The following is a 23330-nucleotide window of genomic DNA, read 5'->3' as shown; positions in this document are numbered from 1 at the left end:
TTTTTCATTACATGAAACTGAGCGAAAAATGGCTGCGCGAATGGGTGTCGCCGAAACTCGATACGAAAGCATTGGCACATAGGTTGACCATGGCCGGCCTGGAAGTGGGCGCGATGGAACCCGTGGCACCGAAGCTGGATAAAGTTGTTATCGGAAAGATCGAATCGATTACATCACATCCCTCCGCCGATAAACTCAGGCTTTGCCGTGTGGGTATTGGCAAGGGAAAAACGCTTGATATCGTCTGTGGCGCTGCAAATGCCGCTATCGGGATGCTGGCCCCAGTCGCTCTTGAAGGTGCCGTGTTGCCGAAAGGAGTGAAAATCCGGCAAACAGAAATTCGCGGCGTGGCTTCCAGTGGCATGCTTTGTTCCGCTCAGGAGTTGGGTCTGGCCGAGTCCGCTGAGGGTTTGTTGGCATTGGACAGTGATGCCAGGCCTGGCGCGCTTTTAACGGAATATCTTGGCCTGGATGATGTGTCGCTGGAAGTTGATTTGACGCCGAACCGCGGGGATTGTCAGAGTGTGGCCGGTCTCGCGCGTGAACTGTCGGCTATCACCGGCATAACAATAAAATCTCCCGTCATCAAACCGATTAAACCAAAAAGTCGGCAACGAATCGGGGTCAAACTCGACGCACAGCAGGACTGCCCCCACTATGTCGGACGCGTGATGACCGGCATCAATCCGCGCGCTGTCACGCCGATATGGATGAAAGAAAAGCTGCGTCGCTCTGGCATACGCAGCATACATCCGGTGGTGGACATCACCAATTACGTGATGATCGAACTGGGTCAGCCCATGCATGCTTTCGACCTTTCAAAAATCCGCGGTTCTATCCACGTGCGTCATGCCGCGAAGAATGAGACGCTGGTTCTGCTCGATGGAAACAAACTTACACCGAAATCGGGAAGCCTGCTGATCGCCGATGACGCACAGCCGCTGGCCTTGGCCGGTATTATGGGCGGGGCGGATTCCGCCGTGAGCGATACCACAGGTGATTTGTTTCTGGAGAGCGCCTGGTTTCGTCCTGAAGTTATCTCGGTCCGATCACGCGAGTACGGCTTGCAAACGGAATCATCCTTCCGTTTCGAGCGTGGTGTGGACCCCACCTTGCAGCGGCTGGCCATGGAGCGGGCAACCGCACTGCTCTTGGCCGTGGTCGGTGGCAAGCCGGGACCTTTGATTGAGCAGACAGTAAAGCGTTATCTGCCGCGCATCTCGTCGGTTTCCCTGCGTCTGGAGCGCATCAGCACTCTCCTGGGTCTGGACATACTCGCGAAAGAAGTTGAATACATCCTGAAACGTCTCGGCATGAAACTCAGGAAGACGGGAAACAAGTGGACGGTATCGCCGCCAGCACACCGTTTTGACATCAGTCGCGAAGTGGATCTGATTGAGGAGATCGCGCGCATTTATGGTTATGACAGAATTCCCAGCCGACGTCCGCGGATGAATATGACCGCCAGCCCGGTGCCCGAATCAGACGTCGGTGAATCCCGTCTGCGCGCTGGCCTGATTGACCGCGATTATCAGGAGGTCGTCACCTACAGTTTTGTCGAACCCGCCATCCAGACATTGGTAGATCCGCAGGTACAGCCAGCCAAGTTGGCCAACCCCATCAGCGCGGATATGGCCGTCATGCGTACCTCCCTGTGGCCCGGCCTGCTTCAGACCATTTTGTACAACCAGAACCGCCAGCAAACGCGCGCGCGATTATTCGAGATGGGGGGCGTGTTCCTGCCGCACGGACAGAATTTCCATCAGGAGGCCATGCTCGCCGGCGCCACCTATGGCGAGGCTATGGCCGAGCAGTGGGGGGTGCCGCGGCGTGTGGTGGATTTTTTTGACGTAAAGGCTGACTTGGAGGCTTTGCTGGTGTTAGCCGACATCGGACAGGGTGTCCGTTTCAAGCCCGGACAGCACCCGGCCTTGCACCCTGGCCAAACGGCCGAAATTCAGTTAGACGGTAACCTGATTGGCTTGGTGGGGGTGCTGCATCCCGAGGCGCAATCCCGGCTGGGTCTGGATCGTTCGGTGATACTGTTTGAGCTTAAGCAGGCGGCGCTACGAAACGGGAAAATCCCCAATTTCCATGAATTTTCAAGATTTCCTTCAATCCGGCGTGATCTTGCTATCGTTGTAAACGAGTCCACACCGGCCCAGGCAGTGATGGATTGCGTACAAAAGGCAGCCGGAGGCTTGCTGGTAAACCTTGAGCTATTTGATGAGTATCGTGGGAAAGGCATTGATTCCGGAAGAAAAAGTTTGGCCTTGGGCTTGACCTTGCAGGACTCTTCGCGCACTCTTAATGAGGACGATGTGGAGCAACTGATGGCGCAGGTAATGTCCGCCTTGAAGTCGGGGCTGGGCGCTCAGCCGCGTCAATAACGTACCTCCGGGAATAAGGAAAAGAAGGTATCGACCTATGGCACTGACCAAAGCAGATCTTGCGGAAAACCTGTTTAACGAGCTGGGTCTGAACAAGCGGGAGGCAAAGGAATTTGTCGAGATTTTCTTTGAAAGGATACGGGGGGCCTTGTCCGAAGGGGAACAGGTAAAACTGTCCGGTTTCGGCAATTTTTCCCTGCGGCAGAAGAACTCCCGTCCCGGCCGGAACCCGAAAACGGGCGAAGAGATTCCCATCACTGCCCGGCGCGTCGTCACCTTTCGCGCCAGTCATAAACTCAAGGAACGAGTCGAGCAGAACGCCAATGCGAACCGTGAAAAGTTCAAACAGCAGGCGGAACTGAATGCTTGACCCCGGCGAGAATCACGAGCTTCCCATCATACCCGGCAAGCGCTACTTCACCATTGGTGAAGTCAGCGACCTGTGCCTGGTCAAGCCGCATGTGTTGCGGTACTGGGAACAGGAATTCCCTCAACTTAAGCCGGTTAAGCGTCGCGGCAATCGCCGCTACTATCAGCGGCACGACGTGATGCTCATCCGCCAGATTCGCAGTCTGCTTTATGTCGAAGGCTTCACCATCAGCGGTGCGCGCAACAAGCTCGATCTGGACAATCCCGCACTACCCGATGCCAGTCGTCAACAGGCCATCAAAACGCTCATCCACGAGCTGGAAGATGTCCTGGACATGCTGAAAAAAATCTAAAATTGCTCTCTTTTGACCGGCGCAAGCCATCCGTGGCGCGACTTTATCGGTTTCGATCAAGCCCCGGCCCGCGCCGGCCTGCACGGGCGTTCAGCGGCGCCGAAGTACGTTAAGTACATCGGCGAAAATCCCGCCTCACCCTTGTTTCAAGGCGATTCTCCGGTATGATGACGGTCGCCACTTTGCGGCACATCATGCGGTATCCTTCCACGCAAATAATCAATCGGGGCGTAGCGCAGCCTGGTAGCGCACCACCTTGGGGTGGTGGTGGTCGGAGGTTCAAATCCTCTCGCCCCGACCAACATCCTTGTCGGGGCGTTCGGATTCCCGGCCCGTCGTCCTCCCTGACTCCAGGCGCTCGACGCATGCGCGTCGAACCCTCTCGCCCCGACCAACATCTCTATATCTGTTGTTTCCCAGTCTGCTGATGCGCATCCTTCTCAGTAACGACGATGGTTATCTTGCCCCCGGTCTTGCCTGTCTGGCCAAGGCACTGATGCCGCTGGCCGAGGTGGACGTGGTGGCGCCGGAGCGTGATCGCAGTGGCGCCAGCAACTCGCTCACACTGAACCTGCCGCTGCACGTCAATAAGGGAGAGAACGGTTTTTACTACGTAGACGGCACGCCGACCGATTGCGTTCACCTGGCGATCACGGGGCTGCTGGAACAGGAACCGGATATTGTTATCGCCGGAATTAACCGCGGCGCGAATCTAGGCGATGATGTGATTTATTCCGGCACGGTGGCTGCGGCGATGGAAGGACGATTCCTGGGACTGCCGGCCATTGCCGTATCGTTGGTGGGTAAAATCGGGGCACATTTCGAAACTGCCGCGCATGTTACACTGCGTCTGCTGGAGAAACTGAAACACGAGGCGTTGCCGGCGGATACGATACTAAATGTCAACGTACCGGATGTGCCCGTCGAGCGGCTGGCCGGCTTCGAGGCCACTCGTCTTGGCCACCGCCACAAGGCAGAACCCGTGGTACGTGCGAACGATCCGCATGGCAATCCAGTGTACTGGGTGGGCGCGCCCGGCGCGGAAGCCGACGCGGGGCCCGGAACGGATTTTCATGCGGTACGTCAGCACTTCGTATCCATCACGCCTTTGCATGTAGACTTGACCCGTTATACGGCGATGGATCAGGTATCTGCCTGGCTCAGAAAAATCTAGCGAAACCAACGTAGAAAACTTATACCGGTGAGAATGGACGTCCACGGCATCGGCATGACTTCGCAGCGCACCCGCGACCGGCTAATTCAGCGACTGCGCGAAGAGGGGATTCGTGACGAACGCGTGCTCGAGGCCATTCGCAATGTGCCACGCCACGTATTCGTCGATGAAGCCTTGGCCAGCCGTGCCTACGAAGACACGGCCCTGCCCATCGGTCACGGCCAGACCATCTCCCAGCCCTATATTGTGGCGCGCATGACTCAGGCATTGATCGCCGACGGACGCCCGAAAAAAGTACTGGAAGTCGGTACTGGCTCGGGTTACCAGACAGCGGTGCTGGCCGGTCTGGTGGATGAAATCTATTCCGTGGAACGCCTTGAACCATTAATGAAACTGGCGCGCAAACGCTTGCGTGAGATTGGATGCCGTAATGTTCATATCAAGCTTTCAGACGGCAGTTGGGGATGGAAGGATCATGCGCCCTATGACGCTATTATCGTCACAGCCGCTCCGGCGGAAGTTCCGCCTTCACTGCTCGAACAACTGGCGCCCGGTGGCCGACTCGTTATCCCGGTCGGCGGACCGGCGATGCAGGAACTACTGCTGGTGCAACGCACGGATAAAGGGCTGACCCAGGAACGACTCGATCTGGTAAATTTTGTCCCGCTGGTGAGAGATTCGTTCTGAGAAAGCAAGGTTCCTGATCGGGATAGAGCGGATGAATGCCCGTTTGAAATCATGCGCCGCTATTCTGTTCGTGGCTGGCCTGACCGCCTGCAGTAATTTTCCACTGCCACCGGTCAGCGAACAGGGCAAGGTGCTGCGACAGCCGGAAGCTGAGTACCGCCTGGTGCGGCCGGGTGACACGCTATACAGCATTGCCTGGGAATCCGGTCGCGATTTTCAGGATGTCGCCCGGTGGAATCATATTTCTCCTCCGTATCTCATCCAACCCGGACAAAGATTGCGTCTCTTTCCTCCCGCCGGTGTAGAAAAGACGTCGCGCCCTGAACCAAGATATCCTGTCGGTTCGGAAAGCCAGAAAAAAACGCCGCCGGACAAACCGGAAACTGCCACGCCGACACGGCGCGCACCAGTCGCGGCGGCCGGCCAATTATCCTGGATATGGCCGACGCGGGGCGATTTGCTGGAGCGTTACTCCGCTAACGGACCGAACAAGGGGATTGACATCGCCGGCAAGAATGGCCAACCGATTCTCGCCGCGGAAGCGGGGCAAGTTGTGTATCACGGAGGTGGACTTCGCGGTTACGGACAGCTTATTATCATCAAGCATAACGCCGACTTTCTCAGCGCTTATGCCCATTGCGATAAGATTTACGTTAAGGAAGGTAATGTGATAAAACGCGGTCAGAAAATTGCCGATATGGGCAGCAGTGGTACCGACAGGGCCAAGCTGCATTTCGAAGTTCGATACCGCGGCGCTCCGGTGGACCCGCAAGATTATCTTCCCAGAAAGTAACTATGCCACCACGCAAACCGATCCGCCCGGCCATTAAAAAAGGCAGGGGAAAAGCCAAACCCAAGTCTGTACCGACCAAGGCATCTCCCGAGTCTGAAGAGGCAGAGGACGAAACTCTTGTTGCTGCCGAAGAGGCAGAGGACGAAGACGAAGAAGAGGATAGCGCAGAACCTGCCGCAAAAGTTGCAAAAAAAGAGGATGAGCCCGAGACCGGCGAGCGTGAAAAGCGGGACGTCTATTATTCGCACGCAGACGCGACCCGCATTTATCTGAAGGAAATCGGTTTCTCCCCACTGCTGTCCGCTGAAGAAGAAGTCTTTTTTGCGCGCAAGGCGCAAAAAGGCGATGGCAAGGCGCGCAAGCGCATGATCGAAAGCAATCTGCGCCTGGTGGTCAAGATTGCGCGGCGTTACATGAATCGCGGGTTGTCATTGCTCGATCTAATCGAGGAAGGCAATCTTGGCCTCATCCGTGCCGTGGAAAAATTCGACCCTGAGCGTGGGTTTCGTTTTTCCACGTATGCCACCTGGTGGATACGGCAAACCATAGAACGCGGCATCATGAACCAGACACGCACCATCCGTTTGCCCGTGCACGTTCTCAAGGAAATAAACATCTACCAGCGTGCCGCGCGTTACCTGGCTCAGAAGCTGGATCACGAACCGTCTCCGGAGGAAGTCGCCAAACTGCTCGACAAACCGGTGGAGGATGTGAAAAGCATGCTGGGCCTCAATGAGCGGGTGGCTTCCGTGGATGCGCCGCTGGACGATGATCCGGACCGTTCGTTGCTGGACGCCATTGCCGATGAACGTACTCCGGATCCGGAGAAAGTGCTGCAGCGCGACGACTTGCAACAGCTCATCCAGCAATGGTTGAACGAACTCAATGACAAGCAGCGCGAAGTGGTCGAGCGCCGTTTTGGGCTGAATCACCGCGAGATATCCACCCTCGAAGAGGTCGGTGCTGATATTGGCGTCACGCGTGAACGTGTGCGCCAGATCCAGGTTGAAGCTCTCAAGCGTCTGCGTGTGATTCTGGAAAAGGCCGGTTACTCAGTCGATTCCCTGTTTTAGTTTCTCGATCATCAGCAAGGCGGCAGCGACGCGCCGGCCGTCACTCATAAGAATGTTGTAGGTTCGGCACGCCGCGCCGGTATCCATCACCTCAAGACCGATCTTCGCCTCTACCAGCGCCCGAGTTAAAGCGGGGGGAGGAAACCTCAATTTCGCGCCGGTGCCCAGGATCACGACTTCCAATGGCATACCGGCAATCATCTCGAAATGCACCCCCAGAAGATCCTCGAAGCTCAGCGGCGGCCAGTCCGCCACCTGTGCAGGCGTCACGATCAGGCTTCGGGTGTATGCCCTGTTATTGATGGTGATGCTACCGGGTGCATAAGCGTGGATCAGATTCTGTCCGGCGCCTGATTCAAGGTGAATTTTCATCGTAAAGTTGACGCTATGTCCGTGGCTGTCGTGTCATGATGGCTTGTTCCATCGCTATGGTGAAAGCCCTATAATGCACACGTATTCAATATCTTGGCGGTCGCTCGACACTATAACAGCCCGACGAAAAGCATGTCACAAAACGACGAATTCCCCCGCATAAAGCGGCTGCCACCCTACGTCTTCAACATCGTCAACGAGCTCAAGGCCCAAGCGCGTCGGCGCGGCGAGGACATCATCGACTTCGGGATGGGCAATCCCGATGGCGCCACGCCCAGGCATATTGTGGACAAGCTTGTCGAAGCCGCACAGCGCGAAGACACCCATCGCTATTCGGTATCGCGTGGCATTCCGCGCCTGCGGCGCGCCATCTGCCAGTGGTACAAGCGACGTTACGACGTCGATCTCGACATGGACAGCGAGGCAATAGTCACGATCGGCTCCAAAGAAGGTCTGGCGCATTTGGCCATGGCGACGGTGGACAAGGGCGATTCCGTACTGGTGCCGAATCCGAGTTACCCGATTCATGCCTACGGTTTCGTCATCGCGGGCGCCGATATCCGGCATGTTCCGCTCGTGCCCGGCGTGGATTTCTTTGCCGAATTGGAAAAATCCATCAAGAATGCCTGGCCCAAGCCAAAAATGCTGGTGCTGAATTTTCCGGCCAATCCGACAACACAGTGTGTTGATCTGGACTTCTTTGTGAAAGTCATTGCGATCGCGAAAGAACACGGCATCTGGGTGGTGCACGACCTGGCATATGCCGACATCGTGTTCGACGGTTACCGTGCGCCGTCGATACTGCAGGTGCCCGGCGCCAAGGATATTGCGGTGGAATTCTTCACCCTTTCCAAAAGTTACAACATGCCCGGCTGGCGAATCGGTTTCATGTGCGGCAATCGCAAGCTGGTGGCAGCGCTCGCGCGACTCAAATCTTACTTTGACTACGGCATGTTTACGCCTATCCAGATCGCTGGCATCCTCGCGCTCGAAGGGCCGCAGGACTGTATTGATGAAATCCGGCAGCTATACCAAAACCGTCGCGACGTGTTATGCAACGGTTTATTCGCCGCCGGCTGGCTGGTGGAGAAACCCAAGGCCACCATGTTCATCTGGGCGCGCATCCCGGAAGCCTATCGTGCCATGGGATCGCTTGAGTTTTCCAAGAAACTGCTGACAGAAGCGAAGGTGGCCGTTTCACCCGGGATAGGGTTTGGCGAATATGGCGATGAGCATGTGCGCTTTTCACTCATCGAAAATGAACACCGTACGCGTCAGGCCGTGCGCTCCATCCGTGATATGTTTCGCCGTGACAAGGTTGGCGAGAAAAAAGAACAAATTTTATGAAACCGGTAAACATTGGAATCCTTGGCCTCGGTACCGTGGGCTGTGGCACGGTCAGCGTGCTGGCGCGCAACGCCCAGGAGATTTCCCGCCGCGCGGGACGTGAAATCCGGATTGCTCAGGCTTCGGCGCGCGACCTCAATAAAAAGCGGCCTTGTTCTGTTGATGGTATTCAACTGGTCAAGGACCCGCATGAGGTGGTGCGCAACCCTGAAATCGAGGTAGTGGTTGAATTAATCGGCGGCGTCGAACCGGCGCGCGAGCTGGTGTTGGCCGCGATCAATAATGGCAAGCACGTGGTCACGGCCAACAAGGCCCTGATTGCCCTGCACGGCAATGAAATCTTCGCACAGGCCCAGAAAAAGGGTGTCATGGTGGCTTTTGAAGCCGCGGTGGCCGGCGGCATTCCCATCATCAAGGCGGTGCGGGAAGGGCTGGCGGGCAACCGCATTGAGTGGATGGCCGGCATCATCAACGGCACCTGCAACTTTATTCTGACGGAGATGCGCGACAAAGGCGCGGACTTCGCTGACGTGCTCAGGGAAGCTCAGAAACTCGGTTATGCCGAGGCCGATCCATCTTTCGATGTCGAGGGCATCGATGCGGCGCACAAGCTCACTATCTTGGCCGCGATTGCCTTCGGCATTCCGCTCAAGTTCAACCAGGTCTACATCGAAGGCATTGCCAAACTAACGCGCATGGACGTGCAATACGCGGAAAAGCTGGGCTATCGTCTGAAGCTGCTGGGCATTGCCCGCCGCACCAATGGCGGGGTAGAGCTGCGCGTGCATCCGACGTTGATTCCGGAGCGCCGACTCATCGCCAATGTAGACGGTGCGATGAATGCCGTGCTGGTTAAGGGTGACGCCGTGGGACCGACCATGTTTTACGGTGCTGGCGCGGGTGCCGAACCCACAGCCTCGGCCGTGGTCGCCGACCTGGTTGACGTGGTGCGCACGTTGACCTCGGACCCGAATAATCGCGTGCCGCATCTGGCATTTCAACCGGATGCGTTGGTCGATTTGCCGATACTGCCGATTGAAGAAGTCGAGACCTCGTATTACCTGCGCCTGCACGCACTGGACAAGCCCGGCGTGCTTGCCGAAGTCACGCGCATCCTGGCCGATCTTGGCATCAGCATTGAATCCATCTTGCAGAAGGAACCGCAGGCCGGCGAAGAGACGGTGCCCGTCATCATCCTGACGCAACGTGTCAGGGAAAAAAACATGAATGGAGCCATCGCCCGTATCGAAAAACTGGCCTCGATCAAAGGCAAGGTCGCGCGTATTCGCCTTGAGCACCTGAATCCCGATTGGAAATAATAGTTTGAACCACAGAGATCGCAGAGGGCGCAGAGATTTTTAAATTTAAAATTCTTTCTCTGCGTTCTCTGCGTTCTCTGCGGTGAAATTTCATATTTAGGTTCTACATCATGAATCTCGGCAATCGCTACACCGGCCTCATTGAAAGATACCGTGACCGTCTGCCGGTCTCGAAAGACACCCGTATTATCAGTTTGGGCGAGGGCGCAACACCCCTGATCCAGCTCCAGAATATTCCGCGCACGCTGGGCAAGCAGGTAGAGATCTATGTCAAATTCGAAGGGCTAAACCCGACAGGCTCCTTTAAGGACCGTGGGATGACCATGGCCGTCACCAAGGCGGTGGAAGAGGGCAGTCGTGCCATCATCTGTGCCTCGACTGGCAATACTTCAGCCGCGGCCGCGGCCTACGCCGCGCGCGCCGGCATTACCTGCTTTGTGGTCATCCCGGATGGAAAAATTGCGCTCGGCAAACTGGCGCAGGCGATGATCCATGGCGCGGTCGTGATCCAGATTCAGGGAAACTTCGATGTCGGCATGGCGCTGGTGAAAGAAGTGGCTGGTCACACGCCGGTCACGATCGTCAACTCCATCAATCCCTATCGTCTGCAGGGACAGAAAACTGCGGCCTTCGAGATTGTCGAGGAACTCGGAGGCGCGCCCGATTATCATTGCTTGCCTGTCGGCAATGCCGGCAACATATCCGCCCACTGGATGGGTTACTGTGAATATGCCGATGCCGGAATCTGCCGGACTCGCCCGGTGATGGTCGGGTATCAGGCGTCCGGCGCGGCGCCGTTCCTCCTTGGCAAGATGGTGGACAATCCCGAGACCGTTGCTACCGCGATCCGAATCGGTCATCCGCAGTCGTGGGACAAGGCCTGGCAAGTACAGAAGGAGTCGAAGGGTTGGTTCGAAAAATTCACCGACGAGGATATTCTTGCCGCGCAAAAGCTGCTCACCGAAAAGGAAGGCATTTTCTGTGAGCCGGCCTCCGCCACATCGCTGGCCGGCGCCATGCACGACATCAAACAGGGCAAGATCCCGGAGGGTAGCCGGGTGGTCTGTACCCTGACCGGTCATGGCCTCAAGGACCCCGATACCGCCATCAAGCAAAGCAGCAGGCCTCTCCATAAGATCAAGGGCGAGTTGGGGGCCGTCAAAAAGGCCATCCTCGATAACATGCCTCGCTAGCGGCGGGACTGACGTTCCCCGCAAATCCTGCCCTGATAGGGCATTCCAGACCTGTATTCCCAGTTGCTTAGTCCCCTGCCCGGCCGCCGCCGCTGAAATGACCCTGAGCTGATTCCGGCCATCCCAGGCCGATTTTGCCATTCCTGGCGGTTTTCCTATGAATTCCGCCCTTTCTGGCGGGAACTGGCATAGCTATTGCTATAACTATAAAGGAGCGAGCCCGGTTAGCTCTGGGCCTTGGGAACAGGTACGGAAGCAGGACCCCAACAAGGAGGGGTCGTAATGGGAAACAGCATGGAACCGATACATATCGAGCACACCGCCGACACCACGCATGTGGTGCTGGAGGCAGCGCTCGGCATCAGGGATGCCCGCACGTTGCATGAAAAACTGAACACCGTGCTGGCGGCGGCTACCGCGGTGGTGCTCGAAGGAAGCCGTGTCGAGCGTCTGGACGCCGCCGCCATGCAAGTGCTGGCAGGGTTCGCCCGCGCTGCCCGGGAGCGTGGCCTTGCGCTCACCTGGAAAAATCCGTCTCCGGTTTTACAGCAAGCCGCGCGCGTGCTTGGTTTTGAAACCATTCTCGAGATGGCGTCATGATCGGACCGCTTTCATTCAAATCCCCCACTTCAGGAAAAACAGCGTCCTGGCCACGTTGGTGGCTGTGGGCCGTCGTCGGCATGATCCTCACGTTGATCTGGACGGTGGCATTTGTGCCGTGGTGGGCGGCGCTGGGCAGCGGCTTGAGCGCCGTGCTGACACTCACCGTGCTGGCGTTTTATGCGCGCAAACAGGAAGAGGCTATACCACTACAGGGCGAGGAAGTACTGGAAGGCCATGACGCCAAACAGGTGCTTGAACAGGTCGACGCGTTGATGTCGCCGTCCAGGGATATCGAACAGATCCCGCAAGTGGATGAAGTTTTGCAATCAATGGCGGCGGACAATCAGCGCCGTCGTGTTGACGATCTGATGCGTCGCTGGGTCGAAGTGGGGCAACGCTACGGCGAAGCCGCGCTAGTGCTGCGACGGGAGATACAGTCCGTCATCAAGCAGACGGAACAGGCTACCGGCACCATTGCCAGCAGCTTCGAAGCAGTCATCAACAAGGCCACCATCCAGGCACGTCAAGCCATGGAGCTGCTCGAAGGTACGCAGGGCGCCGCGAGCGATGGCATACCTCAATCCTTGAAGGATTTTATTCAGGTCTCGGACGAACGCCTCAACAAGATGGCGGATGAGGTTGTGCGCGTGGCGGATCTTTCCGTGAACATGGTGCGCGAACTCGATGGCGTGCAAAGCCGGACGCAGGCGATTGACGGTTTTTTGCTCGACGTGGAAAAACTGGCGGATCAGACCAGCCTCCTGGCATTGAACGCCGACATTGAAGCGGCGCGCGTCGGTGAACACGGAAGAGGTTTCTCAGTCGTGGCGTCGGAAGTTCGCCGGCTCAGCAAACGTTCGCACGAATTCAGCGATCGCATACGCGTGCACTTGAAGGAAGTCAGAACCGGTCTCAGCAAGACTTATGGTGACATGCGCACGCTGTCCGCCGCCGACATGGAGCACGCCCTCAAGATCAAGGATGACGTCATATCGCTCACGCGCTCGCTGGAAGGCAAGAACCGCGAAGTAGCCGAGACCGTGAGCCGCATCAATGAAATCAGCAAGGAAATCGCCCAGGACGTGCAGAACGTCGTGGTCTCTCTTCAGTTTCAGGACATCACCAGCCAGAAGCTGAGCGGGATGCTGGAGCCGATGGATGAGTTGCGGCGCATGCTGTTCCACCTGATGCAGGAAACAGTCAATCTCGACAAAGGCCTGCTCAAGAATGTGCCGGGTAACGAAAACTGGCTCTCGCGCATGCGGGAAACCACCAGTGCGGAAACAGAAGTGAAATTGACGAACGATCCCGGACAGGATTTACGCAAGATACACGGAGCCACGGGGAACGGGCCCGCCGTGGAGTTGTTCTGAAGGAGGACTGTTATGGCAACAATACTAACCGTTGACGACACCGCTTCGATGCGCCAGATGATCAGTTTCACGCTGAATAGCGTGGGGCATGTGGTTATCCAGGCCTGCGACGGCAAGGAGGCGTTACAGCTTCTTCAGGGCAAGAAAGTCGACCTGGTCATCGCCGACGTCAATATGCCCAACATGGACGGCATCACACTCGTCAAGTCACTGCGCGAGCAGGCGGACTACAAATTCACGCCGATTCTCATGCTGACCACGGAGTCGCAGGAATCGAAGCGTCAACAGGGAAAGGTCGCCGGCGCCACCGGCTGGATCGTTAAACCTTTCAACCCGGAACAGCTGCTGAGCGTGGTCAAGAAAGTCCTGGGATAGGGCCATGGCCATCGATATGCGCCAATTTCACCAGACCTTCTTCGAGGAGAGCCTCGAGGGTCTGGCGATCATGGAAACGGAGCTGCTGCGCCTGGAAAAGACGGCGGCGGGCAATGGCCACGATACTGTGGTGGCCGATCCGGAGATCCTCAATACCATCTTCCGCGCAGCCCATTCCATCAAAGGCGGCAGCAGCACCTTTGGTTTCGATGAGGTGGCCGCCTTTGCGCACGTGCTCGAATCCCGTCTCGATGCGCTGCGCGATGGGCGGTTGCGCCCCGATCGTCGCGTGATAAGTCTTTTACTGTCTTCGGTAGATTGTCTGCGCAGCCTGATCATTTCCGCCAGAACCGGAAAGGAAGCCGACAAAAACGCTATCGACGGGGTGCGCACCCAGCTGGAAAGTCTTGAAAACGAGGGTAAGACAACCACTGCTTCAGCCGCTCCGGCAAAACCGGCGTTGGCGACAGGAACATCTCATTGGCATATTGTATTTCGCCCGCACCAGCGCCTGTTCCAGACAGGCAATGATCCGCTGCGAATTCTGCGCGAATTGAGCGATCTGGGGGAGTTCACGGCACTGGTTGATATCACCACGTTGCCTGTCTGGAACGAGATGGATCCCGAGGAATGCTATCTCGCCTGGAATATTGAACTCATTGGACCGGTCACGCGCGAGACCATCAATGAAGTATTCAGCTGGGTGGTGGACGACTGTACCCTTGAGATTACCGCGCGAGCGGTGCAGTCCCTGGCCCCGCGTTCTATTGCAGAGGCGGTGGCTTCCATGGATGCGCACACCGACACCCTGCGAGTGAGCGTGCCCAAGGTTGACGCGCTGATCAATACCGTGGGCGAGCTGGTGATCACGCAAACCATGCTGAGCCAGCTCACGACCAATTTCTCATTCGACAACCTTTCCCGGCTTTTTGCCGGCATCGCGCAACTTGAACGCAATACCCGCGAATTGCAGGAGAGCGTCATGCACATCCGCATGCTGCCGCTCAGCTTTGCGTTTAACCGGCTGCCGCGGCTGGTGCATGACATGAGCCAGAAGCTGGAGAAGAGGGTGGAACTGATTATTCACGGCGAGTCGACCGAAATCGACAAGACCGTGATCGATCGCCTGATTGACCCATTGTTGCATCTGGTGCGAAACAGTCTCGACCATGGTATCGAGCGCCCCGTGGAACGCGTTGCCGGCGGTAAACCCGAAACAGGGCGTATTGAACTGAAGGCTTTTCAAAAGGGCGGTAACGTCGTCATCGAAATTCGTGACGACGGCCGTGGCCTGCCATTTGACCGTATATTCAGCAAGGCCGTTGAACGTGGCCTGCTTTCGGCGTCGGCGAAACCTTCACCTGAAGAAATCATTGAGATCATTTTCATGCCGGGATTCTCAACGGCAGAAACTGTCAGCGATGTTTCCGGCCGCGGCGTGGGCATGGACGTGGTGCGCAACAACATTCGCAGCCTCGGTGGCACCATTGAGGTCACTTCGCAAAAAGGGCATGGCACCTGTTTCACCGTGCGCCTGCCTTTGACCCTGGCGATTCTGGACGGTCTGAGCGTGCAGGTGGGAGTTCATACCTACATCATGCCACTTGTCAGCATTCTTGAATCCGTGCGTATCCAGCCGGAGCAGATCAGCCGCCCCGCGGGCAGCGCCGAGTTGTACGGACTGCGCAAGGAATTTATGCCGTTACTTCGGCTTTATGAGTTGTTTCATGTCGAACCGCGTTCGACCGATTTGTCTCAGGGATTGCTGGTGATCGTAGAGGCAGATGGCAAAAAGGCGGGATTGTACGTGGATGACCTGCTCGGCCAGCAGCAGGTCGTCATTAAAAGCCTGGCGACGCACTACCGTAAGGTCGAAGGTATTTCCGCGGCCACCATTCTGGGAGATGGCACCGTGGCCATGATTCTGGACGTGACCGGCCTGATCCGATTGGCGCACGCAGGCACCGGGCGAACAGTAATTCCTCCCGGTGACGCGCCAATCACAACGGCAGTCTCGCCAACATTGAATTGAGGGAAAAGTCATGCAAACGGCGCGCGCATTTGACCATAAAGCGATGCAATCCAGTGAGGAGCAGTTCCTGACCTTTCGTCTGCACGGGCAGGATTACGGCATCACCATTCTCAAGATTCAGGAAATCAAGGGATGGGACAAGATCACGCCGATTCCGAACAGCCCGGTCTATGTCAAAGGCGTGCTCAACCTGCGCGGCGTAATTGTGCCGGTGATCGATTTGCGTCTGCGATTCGGCCTGCCGGAGGCCGAGCGTGATGTTTTTACGGTAATCATCGTGGCCAATGTCAACGGACGCCTGGCAGGCATCGTGGTGGACGCGGTCAGCGACGTAATCAATGTCAGCGCTGAGCAATTATGCGAAGCGCCCGCCTACGAAGGTCAGGAGAATCGTGAATTCATCAAGGGTTTGGCGCAGGTCGACGGCAAACTGCTTGTACTGCTGGACATCGACCGCATGGTCAACCCGGAATCATTGGATAAATCAACCGCCGCGGCGAGCGCTGTGGCGGCACGTTAATTTGGCGAATTTTCGCGCAAGAGGAGTGTGTTATGGAAATGTACTACGCAAAGGGCTTTAACCTTCGAGTCAAGATGGTCGCGGCGGCGTTGCTTATGACGCTGATGCTGGTCGCCATCGGAGGTCTTGGCCTGAGAAGTCTTTCACAGGTCATGGATTCCAATCAGGTAACCCAGTCCTATGTCAAAGACAATTCGGCGCTCGGCAAATCATTGCAAGAGCATCATGAGCGGACAAAGAGTGTGTACCGGCAGTATCAGCTGATTACCATTGGCGGCATCCTGGCGGCCATCATTGTCCCGATTGCCATTGCCTTCTACTTTGTCCGCACGGTATCCAACCCGCTGAATCGGCTTGTGGGCGCGATGCATCGCGTCTCGGAAGGCGATCTCACCGCCACGCTTTATACCGACAGAAGGGACGAGGTGGGACAGGCTATCGGTGCGCTCAATGTGCTGGTGGATGAGTTTCATGAAAGCATGATCCAGGTCTCACAGGCCGCTGAGTCTGTGGCCAGTGGTTCCATGGAGCTGAGTTCGGCAGCCGAGCAGTTGTCTTCCTCGGCGCAGGAACAGGCCAGTTCATTGGAAGAAACCGCTGCCTCGATGGAAGAGATGACCAGCACGGTGAAGCAGAATGCCGACAATGCCCTGCGTGCCGACAAGGTCGCGCTGGAGGCGCGTGAGTCGGCGAATGAAGGCGTTGTCATGTCATCCTCCGTCAAGCGCTCGATGGAAGCGATCAACACCAGCGGCGCCAAAATCGCCGATATTATCGGCGTAATCGATGAAATCGCGTTTCAGACCAATCTGCTTGCGCTGAATGCGGCGGTCGAAGCCGCGCGCGCCGGCGAACAGGGACGCGGTTTCGCCGTGGTGGCGGCCGAGGTGCGCAACCTGGCGCAGCGCAGCGCTTCCGCGGCCAAGGAGATCAAGGCGCTGATCAAGGACAGCGTGGACAAGGTCCAGGACGGTACGCAGCTCGTCGGCGCCTCAAGCAAGACGCTGGAGGGTATTGTCGAGAACGTGAAGAACACCGCCGAGATCATTGCCGAAATCAGCGCCTCCAGCCAGGAGCAGGCCTCCGGCATCGAACAGGTGAATCGCGCCATCATGCAAATGGATGGCGTCACCCAGTCTAACGCCGCCCAGGTGGAGGAACTTTCCGGTACCAGCCAGTCACTGGCTTCGCAGGCGGAGCAGTTACAGGCGCTGGTATCACATTTCACTTTCAAACCCGATGCGGTAAAGCGTAATGCCGCCAGTACCGCCGCTGTGAAAACACCGCATGCTTCACCCGCCGTGACGAGCGGTTCGGCCGCCGTTACCGAACCGGAGTCGAAGTCTCGCAATGTGCAGTATCTCAAGCCGCGTGTTGTCACGCAGAAATCCAGTGCGGCAGGGGGCGATTGGACCGAGTTCTGACCAAGTCAGCTCATTAGTTAACTGGCCGGTGCGTGCATCCTCGCGCCGGGATAACTCCAACAGCGGCAGCGGAAAAGGAAAAAAAATGGTGTCCAGCCATATAGTCACCGGAAAGGTCAGCTCGATACTGGACGACAGCCGGCTGACCATTTCTGACGCTGAATTCAGACAGTTGCGTGAGTTCATCCACGTGCATACCGGCATTGCCCTTTCCGAACACAAGAAGGCGCTGGTGTGTTCGCGCCTGTCTAAACGTCTGCGTCATCATGGGCTGCAGCACTATTCCGATTATTACGTGTTGCTGGTCGAGAACGACCCCGAGGGCGCGGAGTTGATGGCGATGATCAATTGCATCACCACCAACAAGACGGATTTCTTTCGTGAACCTCATCATTTCCGTTTCCTGGCGGAACAGATTTTCCCTGCTTATAAACAGAATCCCAATCGCGAACGGCCACTGCGTATGTGGAGCGCGGCTTCGTCAACAGGCGAAGAGGCCTATTCACTCGCCATGACGGCCCTGGAATCCATGCCGTCATTCAATGAACTGGATATCCGTATCCTGGCTACGGATATTGACACTGACGTGCTGTCACGCGCCGCCAGTGGCGTTTTCTCGCGTGTCCAGGCAAAGCAAATTCCTGAAGCATTGTTGCGTCGCTATTTTCTGCGAGGGCAGGGCGCGCATGAAGCAGAAGTGATGGCGAAGCCGCTACTGAAGTCGCTGGTTCATTTTCACTGGCTCAACCTGCAGGAAGACCCCTGGCCCATGCAGGAGAAGTTTGACGTCATTTTTTGCCGCAACGTACTTATTTATTTTGACAAGCCCACACAGCAGAAGCTGTTTCAGCGTATGGCCGGCGCACTCAAAAAGGATGGTTATTTGATGCTCGGTCATTCGGAGGCCATGCATGGTCTGAACGATCTCTTCAAATCTGTCGGCCACAGCATTTATCAGTGCCGGGGCAAAAAAGTATTATGAAGAACATCCAGCCATCTCATGTCAGGGGAACACGCCTGCCGAGCAACCTCGATACCGACTTGAGGCGCATAACCATTCATATCGGGGGGCTGCAAACCAGTCGCGAACCGCTGTTGCTGGATACCGTGCTCGGCTCCTGCATTGCCGCCTGTCTATATGACCCGGTGCTGGGTATGGGAGGCATGAATCATTTCATGCTGCCGGAAGGCTCCGATCCCGGTGATCCGACAAGCACGCGCTATGGCGTTAACGCCATGGAATTACTCATCAGCGATCTCATGAAGATTGGCGCCGATCGTCGGCGTTTTCAGGCAAAGATCTTCGGCGGTGGCCATGTGCTCAATATCCGCGAGAGTCTCGACGGCGTACCGCAACGCAACATCGATTTTGTAAAGCGGTTTTTGGACGACGAACAGATACCCGTTGTGCGCGAGGACGTCGGCGGCTTTCAACCGCGACGCGTCCTGTTTCAGACCCACACCGGAAAGGTGCATCTGAAGTACCTGGGTAACACCGATGCCGAACGCACGGCGCAGGAAGAAGTGGTGTACCTGATCAGCCTGAAGAAACAGAAGCTCGATGGCGATGTCACGCTTTTTTGATCAATAACGGATACCCGCGAAACCGACTGCTGGCAACATGCGCGTCACACGAAAAATAAGGGCCCTCATCATCGACGATTCGGCGCTGATGCGTCAGGTATTGACGATGGTTTTACACCAAGATCCGGAAATCAATGTCGTCGGCACAGCAGCCAACCCGCTTATCGCGCGCGAGAAAATCAAGTCACTCAAGCCGGATGTATTGACGCTGGATGTCGAGATGCCCGGCATGGATGGAATCACCTTCCTGGAAAAGCTGATGCGCTTACACCCCTTACCGGTGGTGATGGTGTCCACACACACTGAAAAAGGCGCGACGGCGACTTTACGCGCGCTCGATCTGGGGGCCGTGGATTTTGTTGCCAAGCCGCAAGGCAGTATGCGTGAAGGACTGAGTGCTGAATTGATGGAGGAGATACGAGCCAAGGTTCGCGCCGCGGCCGGAGCCCATGTGCGTCCTTCACTGGTGGCGCCGTCCGTGATAACGGAATCTCCGTTAGCGTATATTGTTTCGCCCGGTTGCCGTGATGGCATTATTGTCATTGGCGCCTCCGCGGGCGGCACACAGGCGATTTCAGAGATCATGGCGAAGCTGCCACGTTCCACGCCGGGCATTGCCATCGTGCAACACATGCCGCCAAAGTTTACCGCCTCATTTGCCGAGCGCCTGAATCAACAATCGAATCTTGAAGTACGAGAAGCCAAAAGCGGTGACCGGCTGAAACCGGGCGTGGCATTGGTAGCCCCGGGCGGATTTCACATGGCCATTATGCGTGCGGCGGGGGGATACGCGGTACGGGTATATGAAGACGAGCCGGTGAATCGTCATCGCCCCTCCGTGGATGTCCTTTTCGATTCTGCTGCACGCATGGCCGGCGCCAATGCCTTGGGAATCATCCTTACAGGCATGGGTAGCGACGGCGCGCAGGGTTTGCATGCGATGAAACTGGCCGGTGCGCGCACCATCGCCCAGGATGAAAAGAGCAGTGTTGTCTTTGGCATGCCCGAACAGGCCATTCGTCTCGGTGGTGTCAGTCACGTGGTATCGCTGGAACGTATTGCCAACTTCATCACTGATTGGGCAAATCCGGATAGATCGCCTGAGCGCGATTTTCGATTGAAGGAGTCGTCTTAAAATCGCTGCTTGAAAAGGACTTCATCTGTTTGCGTATCAAAACGGTTAATTTCTTTAGAGACATAAAGGGGGCAATGTCATCAGGCCGCCAAGGGCCCGTTGCCGATATTCAAAGGGAGCGGGCTGGACAATCCCGATCGCCTGGTCTTCATGCCGTAGCCTCTCGTTTTCGGCATGGACTGTTCACGCTGATTCTTTGCTCGGTAACGGCTATTTATGCCGGGCAGGTGCCCGCCGCCGAACATCTGCGCATTGTGGTGGCGCAAACCGCCGCGGATACCGGGTTGATCGGTTCACTGGCGGATGCATTTCGCGCGCGTTATCCGGACACCAGCATCGACATACAGCCTGCGGGCGCGCTGGCCACGCTGGATCTTGGCCGGCGCGGTCTGGCCGACCTGATCGTTACCCATGCTCCGGAAGCAGAAAAGCTTTTCATCGAGGAAGGCCAAGGCCTGTTGCGGACTTTAGTGATGTACAACGAATTCGCCATCATGGGCCCGCCGGCCGATCCGTTGAAACTGTCGCGCGAGAGGGATCTGGTCACGGTCCTGCAACGCATGGCGCGCGAACAGGTGTCTTTCCTCGTTCCCGGCAAGCGTTCGGGGACAATGAACAAACTGAATGAGCTTTGGCTCATGGCGGGCATTGAACCCGATTGGGTCGGGTATGAAGTCAGCAACGCCAGCTCGGCGGCAACGCTGCGTGATGCGGCGCTGTTCGGACATTATAGCTTCACCGATATCGGAACCTATCTGGTCAATCGTGATCTCGTTGCCGGTGGCGTGATCCCCTTGTATCGCGATCACGCTTTGCTGCGGAATTACTATTCCGCCGTCATCGTCAGCCGTGAACGCCATCCGCAGGCCAATCAGAATCTTGCCGAACGCTTCGTGGAGTATCTGGTTTCTGACGAAGCCCAGGATCACATTCGCCGCTTTGGCGCGGAGAGATTTGGCACAGTTCTGTTCACGCCGGCGGCAAATCTCGATGACGGCCTGAAAGCGCGACGCCGCACGGCTGAACTGGAGCGCAAGAACCAGGAACTGAAACTGATGTCAGGGTTGGTGCTGGTGTTTGTGGCGCTGACCGTACTCGCCAGCTTGTTGCTGTTGCGTATGCGCAAGCTTGAAAAAATCCGGCGCCGCAGCGAAGAACGCTTTGAGTTGGCGGTAGCCGGGACCAACGACGGTATCTGGGATTGGGATGTACTGGCGGACAGGGCTTATTTCTCGCCGCGACTGAAGCAGATGTTGTCGCTCGACGAAACAGATAATTATTTATCCAATCCCAAGCAAATTATCGCCGGCAAGGTAGCCCAGAAAGATCATCTTTCCCTGCTCGGCAAGCTCGAGTCGTATCTGCAAAAAGGCGATGCAAACAATCTGTTTCAGGCCGAGTTCCGCACGGCGGTGGACAATAATACACGCTGGCTTCTGATGCGCGGCAAGGCCATACGCAGCCCCACCGGCGAGGCCGTGCGCATTTCCGGTTCACTCACCGACATAACCGAGCACAAGGCACAGGAAGCAGTCATCGAGCATCAGTCGCTGCACGACATGCTGACCGGTCTTCCCAATCGCGCCTTGCTGCGCGATCGCCTGCAACATGCCATTCGGATGGCCACAAGGCAGAACACCTATCTCGCGCTTCTGGTTATGGACCTGGACCGCTTCAAGGACATTAATGACACGCTGGGCCACCATGTGGGTGATGTGGTGCTGCAACAGGTGGGCGCAAGACTCCAACAGATCCTGCGCCCCTCCGACACGATTGCGCGTCTTGGTGGTGACGAATTTGCCCTGCTACTACCGGTAACAGACGCTTCGTACGCCAACCATGTGGCCCAGAAAGTCATTCTCGCCATGAAAAAAGTCTTCGAGCTCGGACGCCACAGCCTTTACGTCGGGGGAAGTCTCGGTATTGCCGTGTTTCCGGAGCACGGGCAGGATGCTGAAACGCTGATTCAACATGCTGACGTGGCCATGTATCTGGCCAAACGCTCAAACAGCGGTTGCGCGTTTTACGATTCGCGTCAGGATCGTTACAGCGTCACGCGACTCGCGCTGGAAAAAGATCTCCATGATGCTATCGATAACAACGTTCTGGAGCTTTACTATCAGCCTCAGGTCAGCCAGCGCACCAAACATGTTATTGGCGTGGAGGCGCTGTTACGCTGGAAACACCCGCAGCGCGGGATGGTCCCACCCGATGAGATGATTCCCATTGCCGAGCAAACCGGCCTGATCAAACCATTGACCATGTGGGTGCTCAATACGGCGATGCATCAATGCGAAGTTTGGCGCAAGCAGGGTTTTCATTTGAAGGTGGCCGTTAATCTGTCGGTATGGAATCTTCAGGATCCGACGCTTGTGGATGCGATCAAGGCCATTTTTGCCACCTGGAACATCCCGCCTTCCTGTCTTGAGCTTGAAATAACTGAAAGCGCCATGATGGCCGATCCGGATCACGCGCTTGAGGTCCTGACCCAGCTCAACAACATGGGTATCCGCATGGCGGTGGATGACTTTGGCGTGGGCTTTTCTTCGCTGGCCTATCTTAAAAAGCTCCCGGTGCATTCACTCAAGATTGATAAATCCTTTGTCATCGGTATGGCCAAGGAAGAAAACGATGCCATGATCGTGCGCTCGACGATCGAGCTCGCCCACAATCTTGGTCTGGGTGTCGTCGCGGAGGGCGTGGAGAGCCAGGAAATAATGGACATGCTTGCGCTGCTTGGATGTGACGTTGCTCAGGGCTATCATCTTGGACGTCCCATGCCGGTGACCGATATCACGCGTTATCTGGAACTGCATCGTGACGAGCTGTCGAAAGACAATTTCGGCTCCGACAATAGCCATTTTCGCCCAGGCCCAGCCCTGTCCTGATCACGCTTCAAGAACACCCCTCGCCTCCGGCCGTAACCCGAAAAACCAATTAGCGTACGGCTTTCTCATGCACCATTGCAGTGCATGTAGAAAATACATATTCTATTCGGGTAATTACGGTACTTACCTCTTGTAGAGGATAAAAGAATTGTGCCAGCGGACGGTGCAGCATTACATTCCACAGCCCCTGAGAACCGGTTACAGCCAGGGGAATTCCTAAAGCATTACTTTAACAGTATTACTTTAAGACCTGCCGTAAGTGAAACGTGCCGGCGCAGGGAAGGTTTGGACATTGTCGGCTGATTCTCTCGTTGGCCGAGATGTGT

At 56.4% G+C, this 23330-nt stretch carries 21 protein-coding genes and 1 tRNA gene; 21 read left to right on the top strand and 1 reads right to left on the bottom strand.

Annotation, left to right across the window (positions count from 1 at the left end; genetic code table 11):
* Positions 1-11 precede the first annotated feature (11 nt).
* The 8 genes from pheT (at position 12) to rpoS (ending at position 6839) form a co-directional block, all read left to right on the top strand.
* The gene (pheT, locus tag NUV55_RS02275) at positions 12-2390 is read left to right on the top strand and encodes a phenylalanine--tRNA ligase subunit beta (RefSeq protein WP_296670011.1); all 2379 of its coding nucleotides are present in this window, start codon (positions 12-14) and stop codon (positions 2388-2390) included.
* Between the two features lie 37 nt (positions 2391-2427).
* Entirely contained in the window at positions 2428-2760 is a 333-nt protein-coding gene (locus NUV55_RS02270; RefSeq protein ID WP_296670009.1) for an integration host factor subunit alpha, read from the top strand.
* Positions 2753-3112: a MerR family transcriptional regulator gene (locus tag NUV55_RS02265; protein ID WP_296670007.1), complete on the top strand. Its 360-nt coding sequence runs from the start codon at positions 2753-2755 to the stop codon at positions 3110-3112. The genes NUV55_RS02270 and NUV55_RS02265 overlap by 8 nt, the downstream gene beginning before the upstream one ends.
* A 224-nt stretch (positions 3113-3336) precedes the next feature.
* Positions 3337-3413, top strand: a tRNA-Pro gene (locus NUV55_RS02260).
* Positions 3414-3539: 126 nt separating this feature from the next.
* Positions 3540-4286 (top strand): 5'/3'-nucleotidase SurE, encoded by a 747-nt coding sequence (gene surE / locus NUV55_RS02255; RefSeq protein ID WP_296670005.1) that lies wholly within the window; start codon positions 3540-3542, stop codon positions 4284-4286.
* Between the two features lie 33 nt (positions 4287-4319).
* Complete coding sequence (locus NUV55_RS02250) at positions 4320-4973, top strand: protein-L-isoaspartate(D-aspartate) O-methyltransferase (RefSeq protein WP_296670031.1); 654 nt, start codon at positions 4320-4322, stop codon at positions 4971-4973.
* A gap of 31 nt (positions 4974-5004) precedes the next feature.
* Positions 5005-5766 carry a peptidoglycan DD-metalloendopeptidase family protein gene (locus NUV55_RS02245; protein WP_296670004.1) on the top strand — a complete coding sequence of 254 codons (762 nt, stop codon included), beginning with the start codon at positions 5005-5007 and terminating at the stop codon, positions 5764-5766.
* Between the two features lie 2 nt (positions 5767-5768).
* On the top strand, positions 5769-6839 hold the full coding sequence (rpoS, locus tag NUV55_RS02240) for an RNA polymerase sigma factor RpoS (protein WP_296670002.1): 1071 nt from the start codon (positions 5769-5771) through the stop codon (positions 6837-6839).
* Here the strand turns inward: rpoS and NUV55_RS02235 are convergent.
* Positions 6819-7211, bottom strand: a complete 393-nt coding sequence (locus NUV55_RS02235) for an Mth938-like domain-containing protein (RefSeq protein ID WP_296670000.1) — start codon at positions 7209-7211, stop codon at positions 6819-6821. The genes rpoS and NUV55_RS02235 overlap by 21 nt on opposite strands.
* A 132-nt stretch (positions 7212-7343) precedes the next feature.
* Here NUV55_RS02235 and alaC point away from each other — a divergent pair, with 132 nt between their 5' ends.
* From alaC to NUV55_RS02170, 13 genes are all read left to right on the top strand, one after another.
* Positions 7344-8558: an alanine transaminase gene (alaC, locus tag NUV55_RS02230; protein ID WP_296669999.1), complete on the top strand. Its 1215-nt coding sequence runs from the start codon at positions 7344-7346 to the stop codon at positions 8556-8558.
* Positions 8555-9877 (top strand): homoserine dehydrogenase, encoded by a 1323-nt coding sequence (locus NUV55_RS02225; RefSeq protein WP_296669997.1) that lies wholly within the window; start codon positions 8555-8557, stop codon positions 9875-9877. The genes alaC and NUV55_RS02225 overlap by 4 nt, the downstream gene beginning before the upstream one ends.
* Before the next feature lie 110 nt (positions 9878-9987).
* Positions 9988-11070, top strand: coding sequence for a threonine synthase (gene thrC / locus NUV55_RS02220; protein ID WP_296669996.1), 1083 nt, complete (start codon positions 9988-9990; stop codon positions 11068-11070).
* Positions 11071-11352: 282 nt separating this feature from the next.
* Positions 11353-11670 (top strand): STAS domain-containing protein, encoded by a 318-nt coding sequence (locus tag NUV55_RS02215; RefSeq protein ID WP_296669994.1) that lies wholly within the window; start codon positions 11353-11355, stop codon positions 11668-11670.
* On the top strand, positions 11667-13046 hold the full coding sequence (locus tag NUV55_RS02210) for a methyl-accepting chemotaxis protein (protein ID WP_296669992.1): 1380 nt from the start codon (positions 11667-11669) through the stop codon (positions 13044-13046). Before NUV55_RS02215 ends, NUV55_RS02210 begins: the two co-directional genes overlap by 4 nt.
* A gap of 12 nt (positions 13047-13058) precedes the next feature.
* Complete coding sequence (locus NUV55_RS02205; protein ID WP_296669991.1) at positions 13059-13421, top strand: response regulator; 363 nt, start codon at positions 13059-13061, stop codon at positions 13419-13421.
* Between the two features lie 4 nt (positions 13422-13425).
* Complete coding sequence (locus NUV55_RS02200) at positions 13426-15453, top strand: chemotaxis protein CheA (protein ID WP_296669989.1); 2028 nt, start codon at positions 13426-13428, stop codon at positions 15451-15453.
* A 10-nt stretch (positions 15454-15463) separates the two neighbouring features.
* On the top strand, positions 15464-15973 hold the full coding sequence (locus tag NUV55_RS02195; RefSeq protein ID WP_296669988.1) for a chemotaxis protein CheW: 510 nt from the start codon (positions 15464-15466) through the stop codon (positions 15971-15973).
* 32 nt (positions 15974-16005) lie between these two features.
* The gene (locus NUV55_RS02190; RefSeq protein ID WP_296669986.1) at positions 16006-17397 is read left to right on the top strand and encodes a methyl-accepting chemotaxis protein; all 1392 of its coding nucleotides are present in this window, start codon (positions 16006-16008) and stop codon (positions 17395-17397) included.
* Between the two features lie 88 nt (positions 17398-17485).
* Positions 17486-18379 (top strand): protein-glutamate O-methyltransferase CheR, encoded by an 894-nt coding sequence (locus tag NUV55_RS02185; RefSeq protein WP_296669985.1) that lies wholly within the window; start codon positions 17486-17488, stop codon positions 18377-18379.
* Positions 18376-18981 (top strand): hypothetical protein, encoded by a 606-nt coding sequence (locus NUV55_RS02180; protein WP_296669983.1) that lies wholly within the window; start codon positions 18376-18378, stop codon positions 18979-18981. The genes NUV55_RS02185 and NUV55_RS02180 overlap by 4 nt, the downstream gene beginning before the upstream one ends.
* Before the next feature lie 37 nt (positions 18982-19018).
* Positions 19019-20116, top strand: coding sequence for a chemotaxis response regulator protein-glutamate methylesterase (locus NUV55_RS02175; protein ID WP_296669981.1), 1098 nt, complete (start codon positions 19019-19021; stop codon positions 20114-20116).
* Positions 20117-20343: 227 nt separating this feature from the next.
* Positions 20344-23004: an EAL domain-containing protein gene (locus tag NUV55_RS02170; protein ID WP_296669980.1), complete on the top strand. Its 2661-nt coding sequence runs from the start codon at positions 20344-20346 to the stop codon at positions 23002-23004.
* Positions 23005-23330 lie beyond the last annotated feature (326 nt).

The organism is Sulfuricaulis sp. (genome assembly GCF_024653915.1).
GTDB lineage: Bacteria > Pseudomonadota > Gammaproteobacteria > Acidiferrobacterales > Sulfurifustaceae > Sulfuricaulis.
This window is presented reverse-complemented; position numbering and strand designations above follow the sequence as displayed.

Coding starts and splice junctions, on each gene's coding strand:
- NUV55_RS02265 (WP_296670007.1), top strand. CDS start 2,753: ATGCTTGACCCCGGCGAGAATCACGAGCTTCCCATCATACCCGGCAAG.
- NUV55_RS02195 (WP_296669988.1), top strand. CDS start 15,464: ATGCAAACGGCGCGCGCATTTGACCATAAAGCGATGCAATCCAGTGAG.
- NUV55_RS02225 (WP_296669997.1), top strand. CDS start 8,555: ATGAAACCGGTAAACATTGGAATCCTTGGCCTCGGTACCGTGGGCTGT.
- NUV55_RS02215 (WP_296669994.1), top strand. CDS start 11,353: ATGGGAAACAGCATGGAACCGATACATATCGAGCACACCGCCGACACC.
- NUV55_RS02210 (WP_296669992.1), top strand. CDS start 11,667: ATGATCGGACCGCTTTCATTCAAATCCCCCACTTCAGGAAAAACAGCG.
- NUV55_RS02205 (WP_296669991.1), top strand. CDS start 13,059: ATGGCAACAATACTAACCGTTGACGACACCGCTTCGATGCGCCAGATG.
- rpoS (WP_296670002.1), top strand. CDS start 5,769: ATGCCACCACGCAAACCGATCCGCCCGGCCATTAAAAAAGGCAGGGGA.
- NUV55_RS02200 (WP_296669989.1), top strand. CDS start 13,426: ATGGCCATCGATATGCGCCAATTTCACCAGACCTTCTTCGAGGAGAGC.
- surE (WP_296670005.1), top strand. CDS start 3,540: ATGCGCATCCTTCTCAGTAACGACGATGGTTATCTTGCCCCCGGTCTT.
- NUV55_RS02270 (WP_296670009.1), top strand. CDS start 2,428: ATGGCACTGACCAAAGCAGATCTTGCGGAAAACCTGTTTAACGAGCTG.
- NUV55_RS02235 (WP_296670000.1), bottom strand. CDS start 7,211: ATGAAAATTCACCTTGAATCAGGCGCCGGACAGAATCTGATCCACGCT.
- NUV55_RS02175 (WP_296669981.1), top strand. CDS start 19,019: ATGCGCGTCACACGAAAAATAAGGGCCCTCATCATCGACGATTCGGCG.
- NUV55_RS02245 (WP_296670004.1), top strand. CDS start 5,005: ATGAATGCCCGTTTGAAATCATGCGCCGCTATTCTGTTCGTGGCTGGC.
- NUV55_RS02250 (WP_296670031.1), top strand. CDS start 4,320: ATGGACGTCCACGGCATCGGCATGACTTCGCAGCGCACCCGCGACCGG.
- alaC (WP_296669999.1), top strand. CDS start 7,344: ATGTCACAAAACGACGAATTCCCCCGCATAAAGCGGCTGCCACCCTAC.
- NUV55_RS02190 (WP_296669986.1), top strand. CDS start 16,006: ATGGAAATGTACTACGCAAAGGGCTTTAACCTTCGAGTCAAGATGGTC.
- thrC (WP_296669996.1), top strand. CDS start 9,988: ATGAATCTCGGCAATCGCTACACCGGCCTCATTGAAAGATACCGTGAC.
- pheT (WP_296670011.1), top strand. CDS start 12: ATGAAACTGAGCGAAAAATGGCTGCGCGAATGGGTGTCGCCGAAACTC.
- NUV55_RS02180 (WP_296669983.1), top strand. CDS start 18,376: ATGAAGAACATCCAGCCATCTCATGTCAGGGGAACACGCCTGCCGAGC.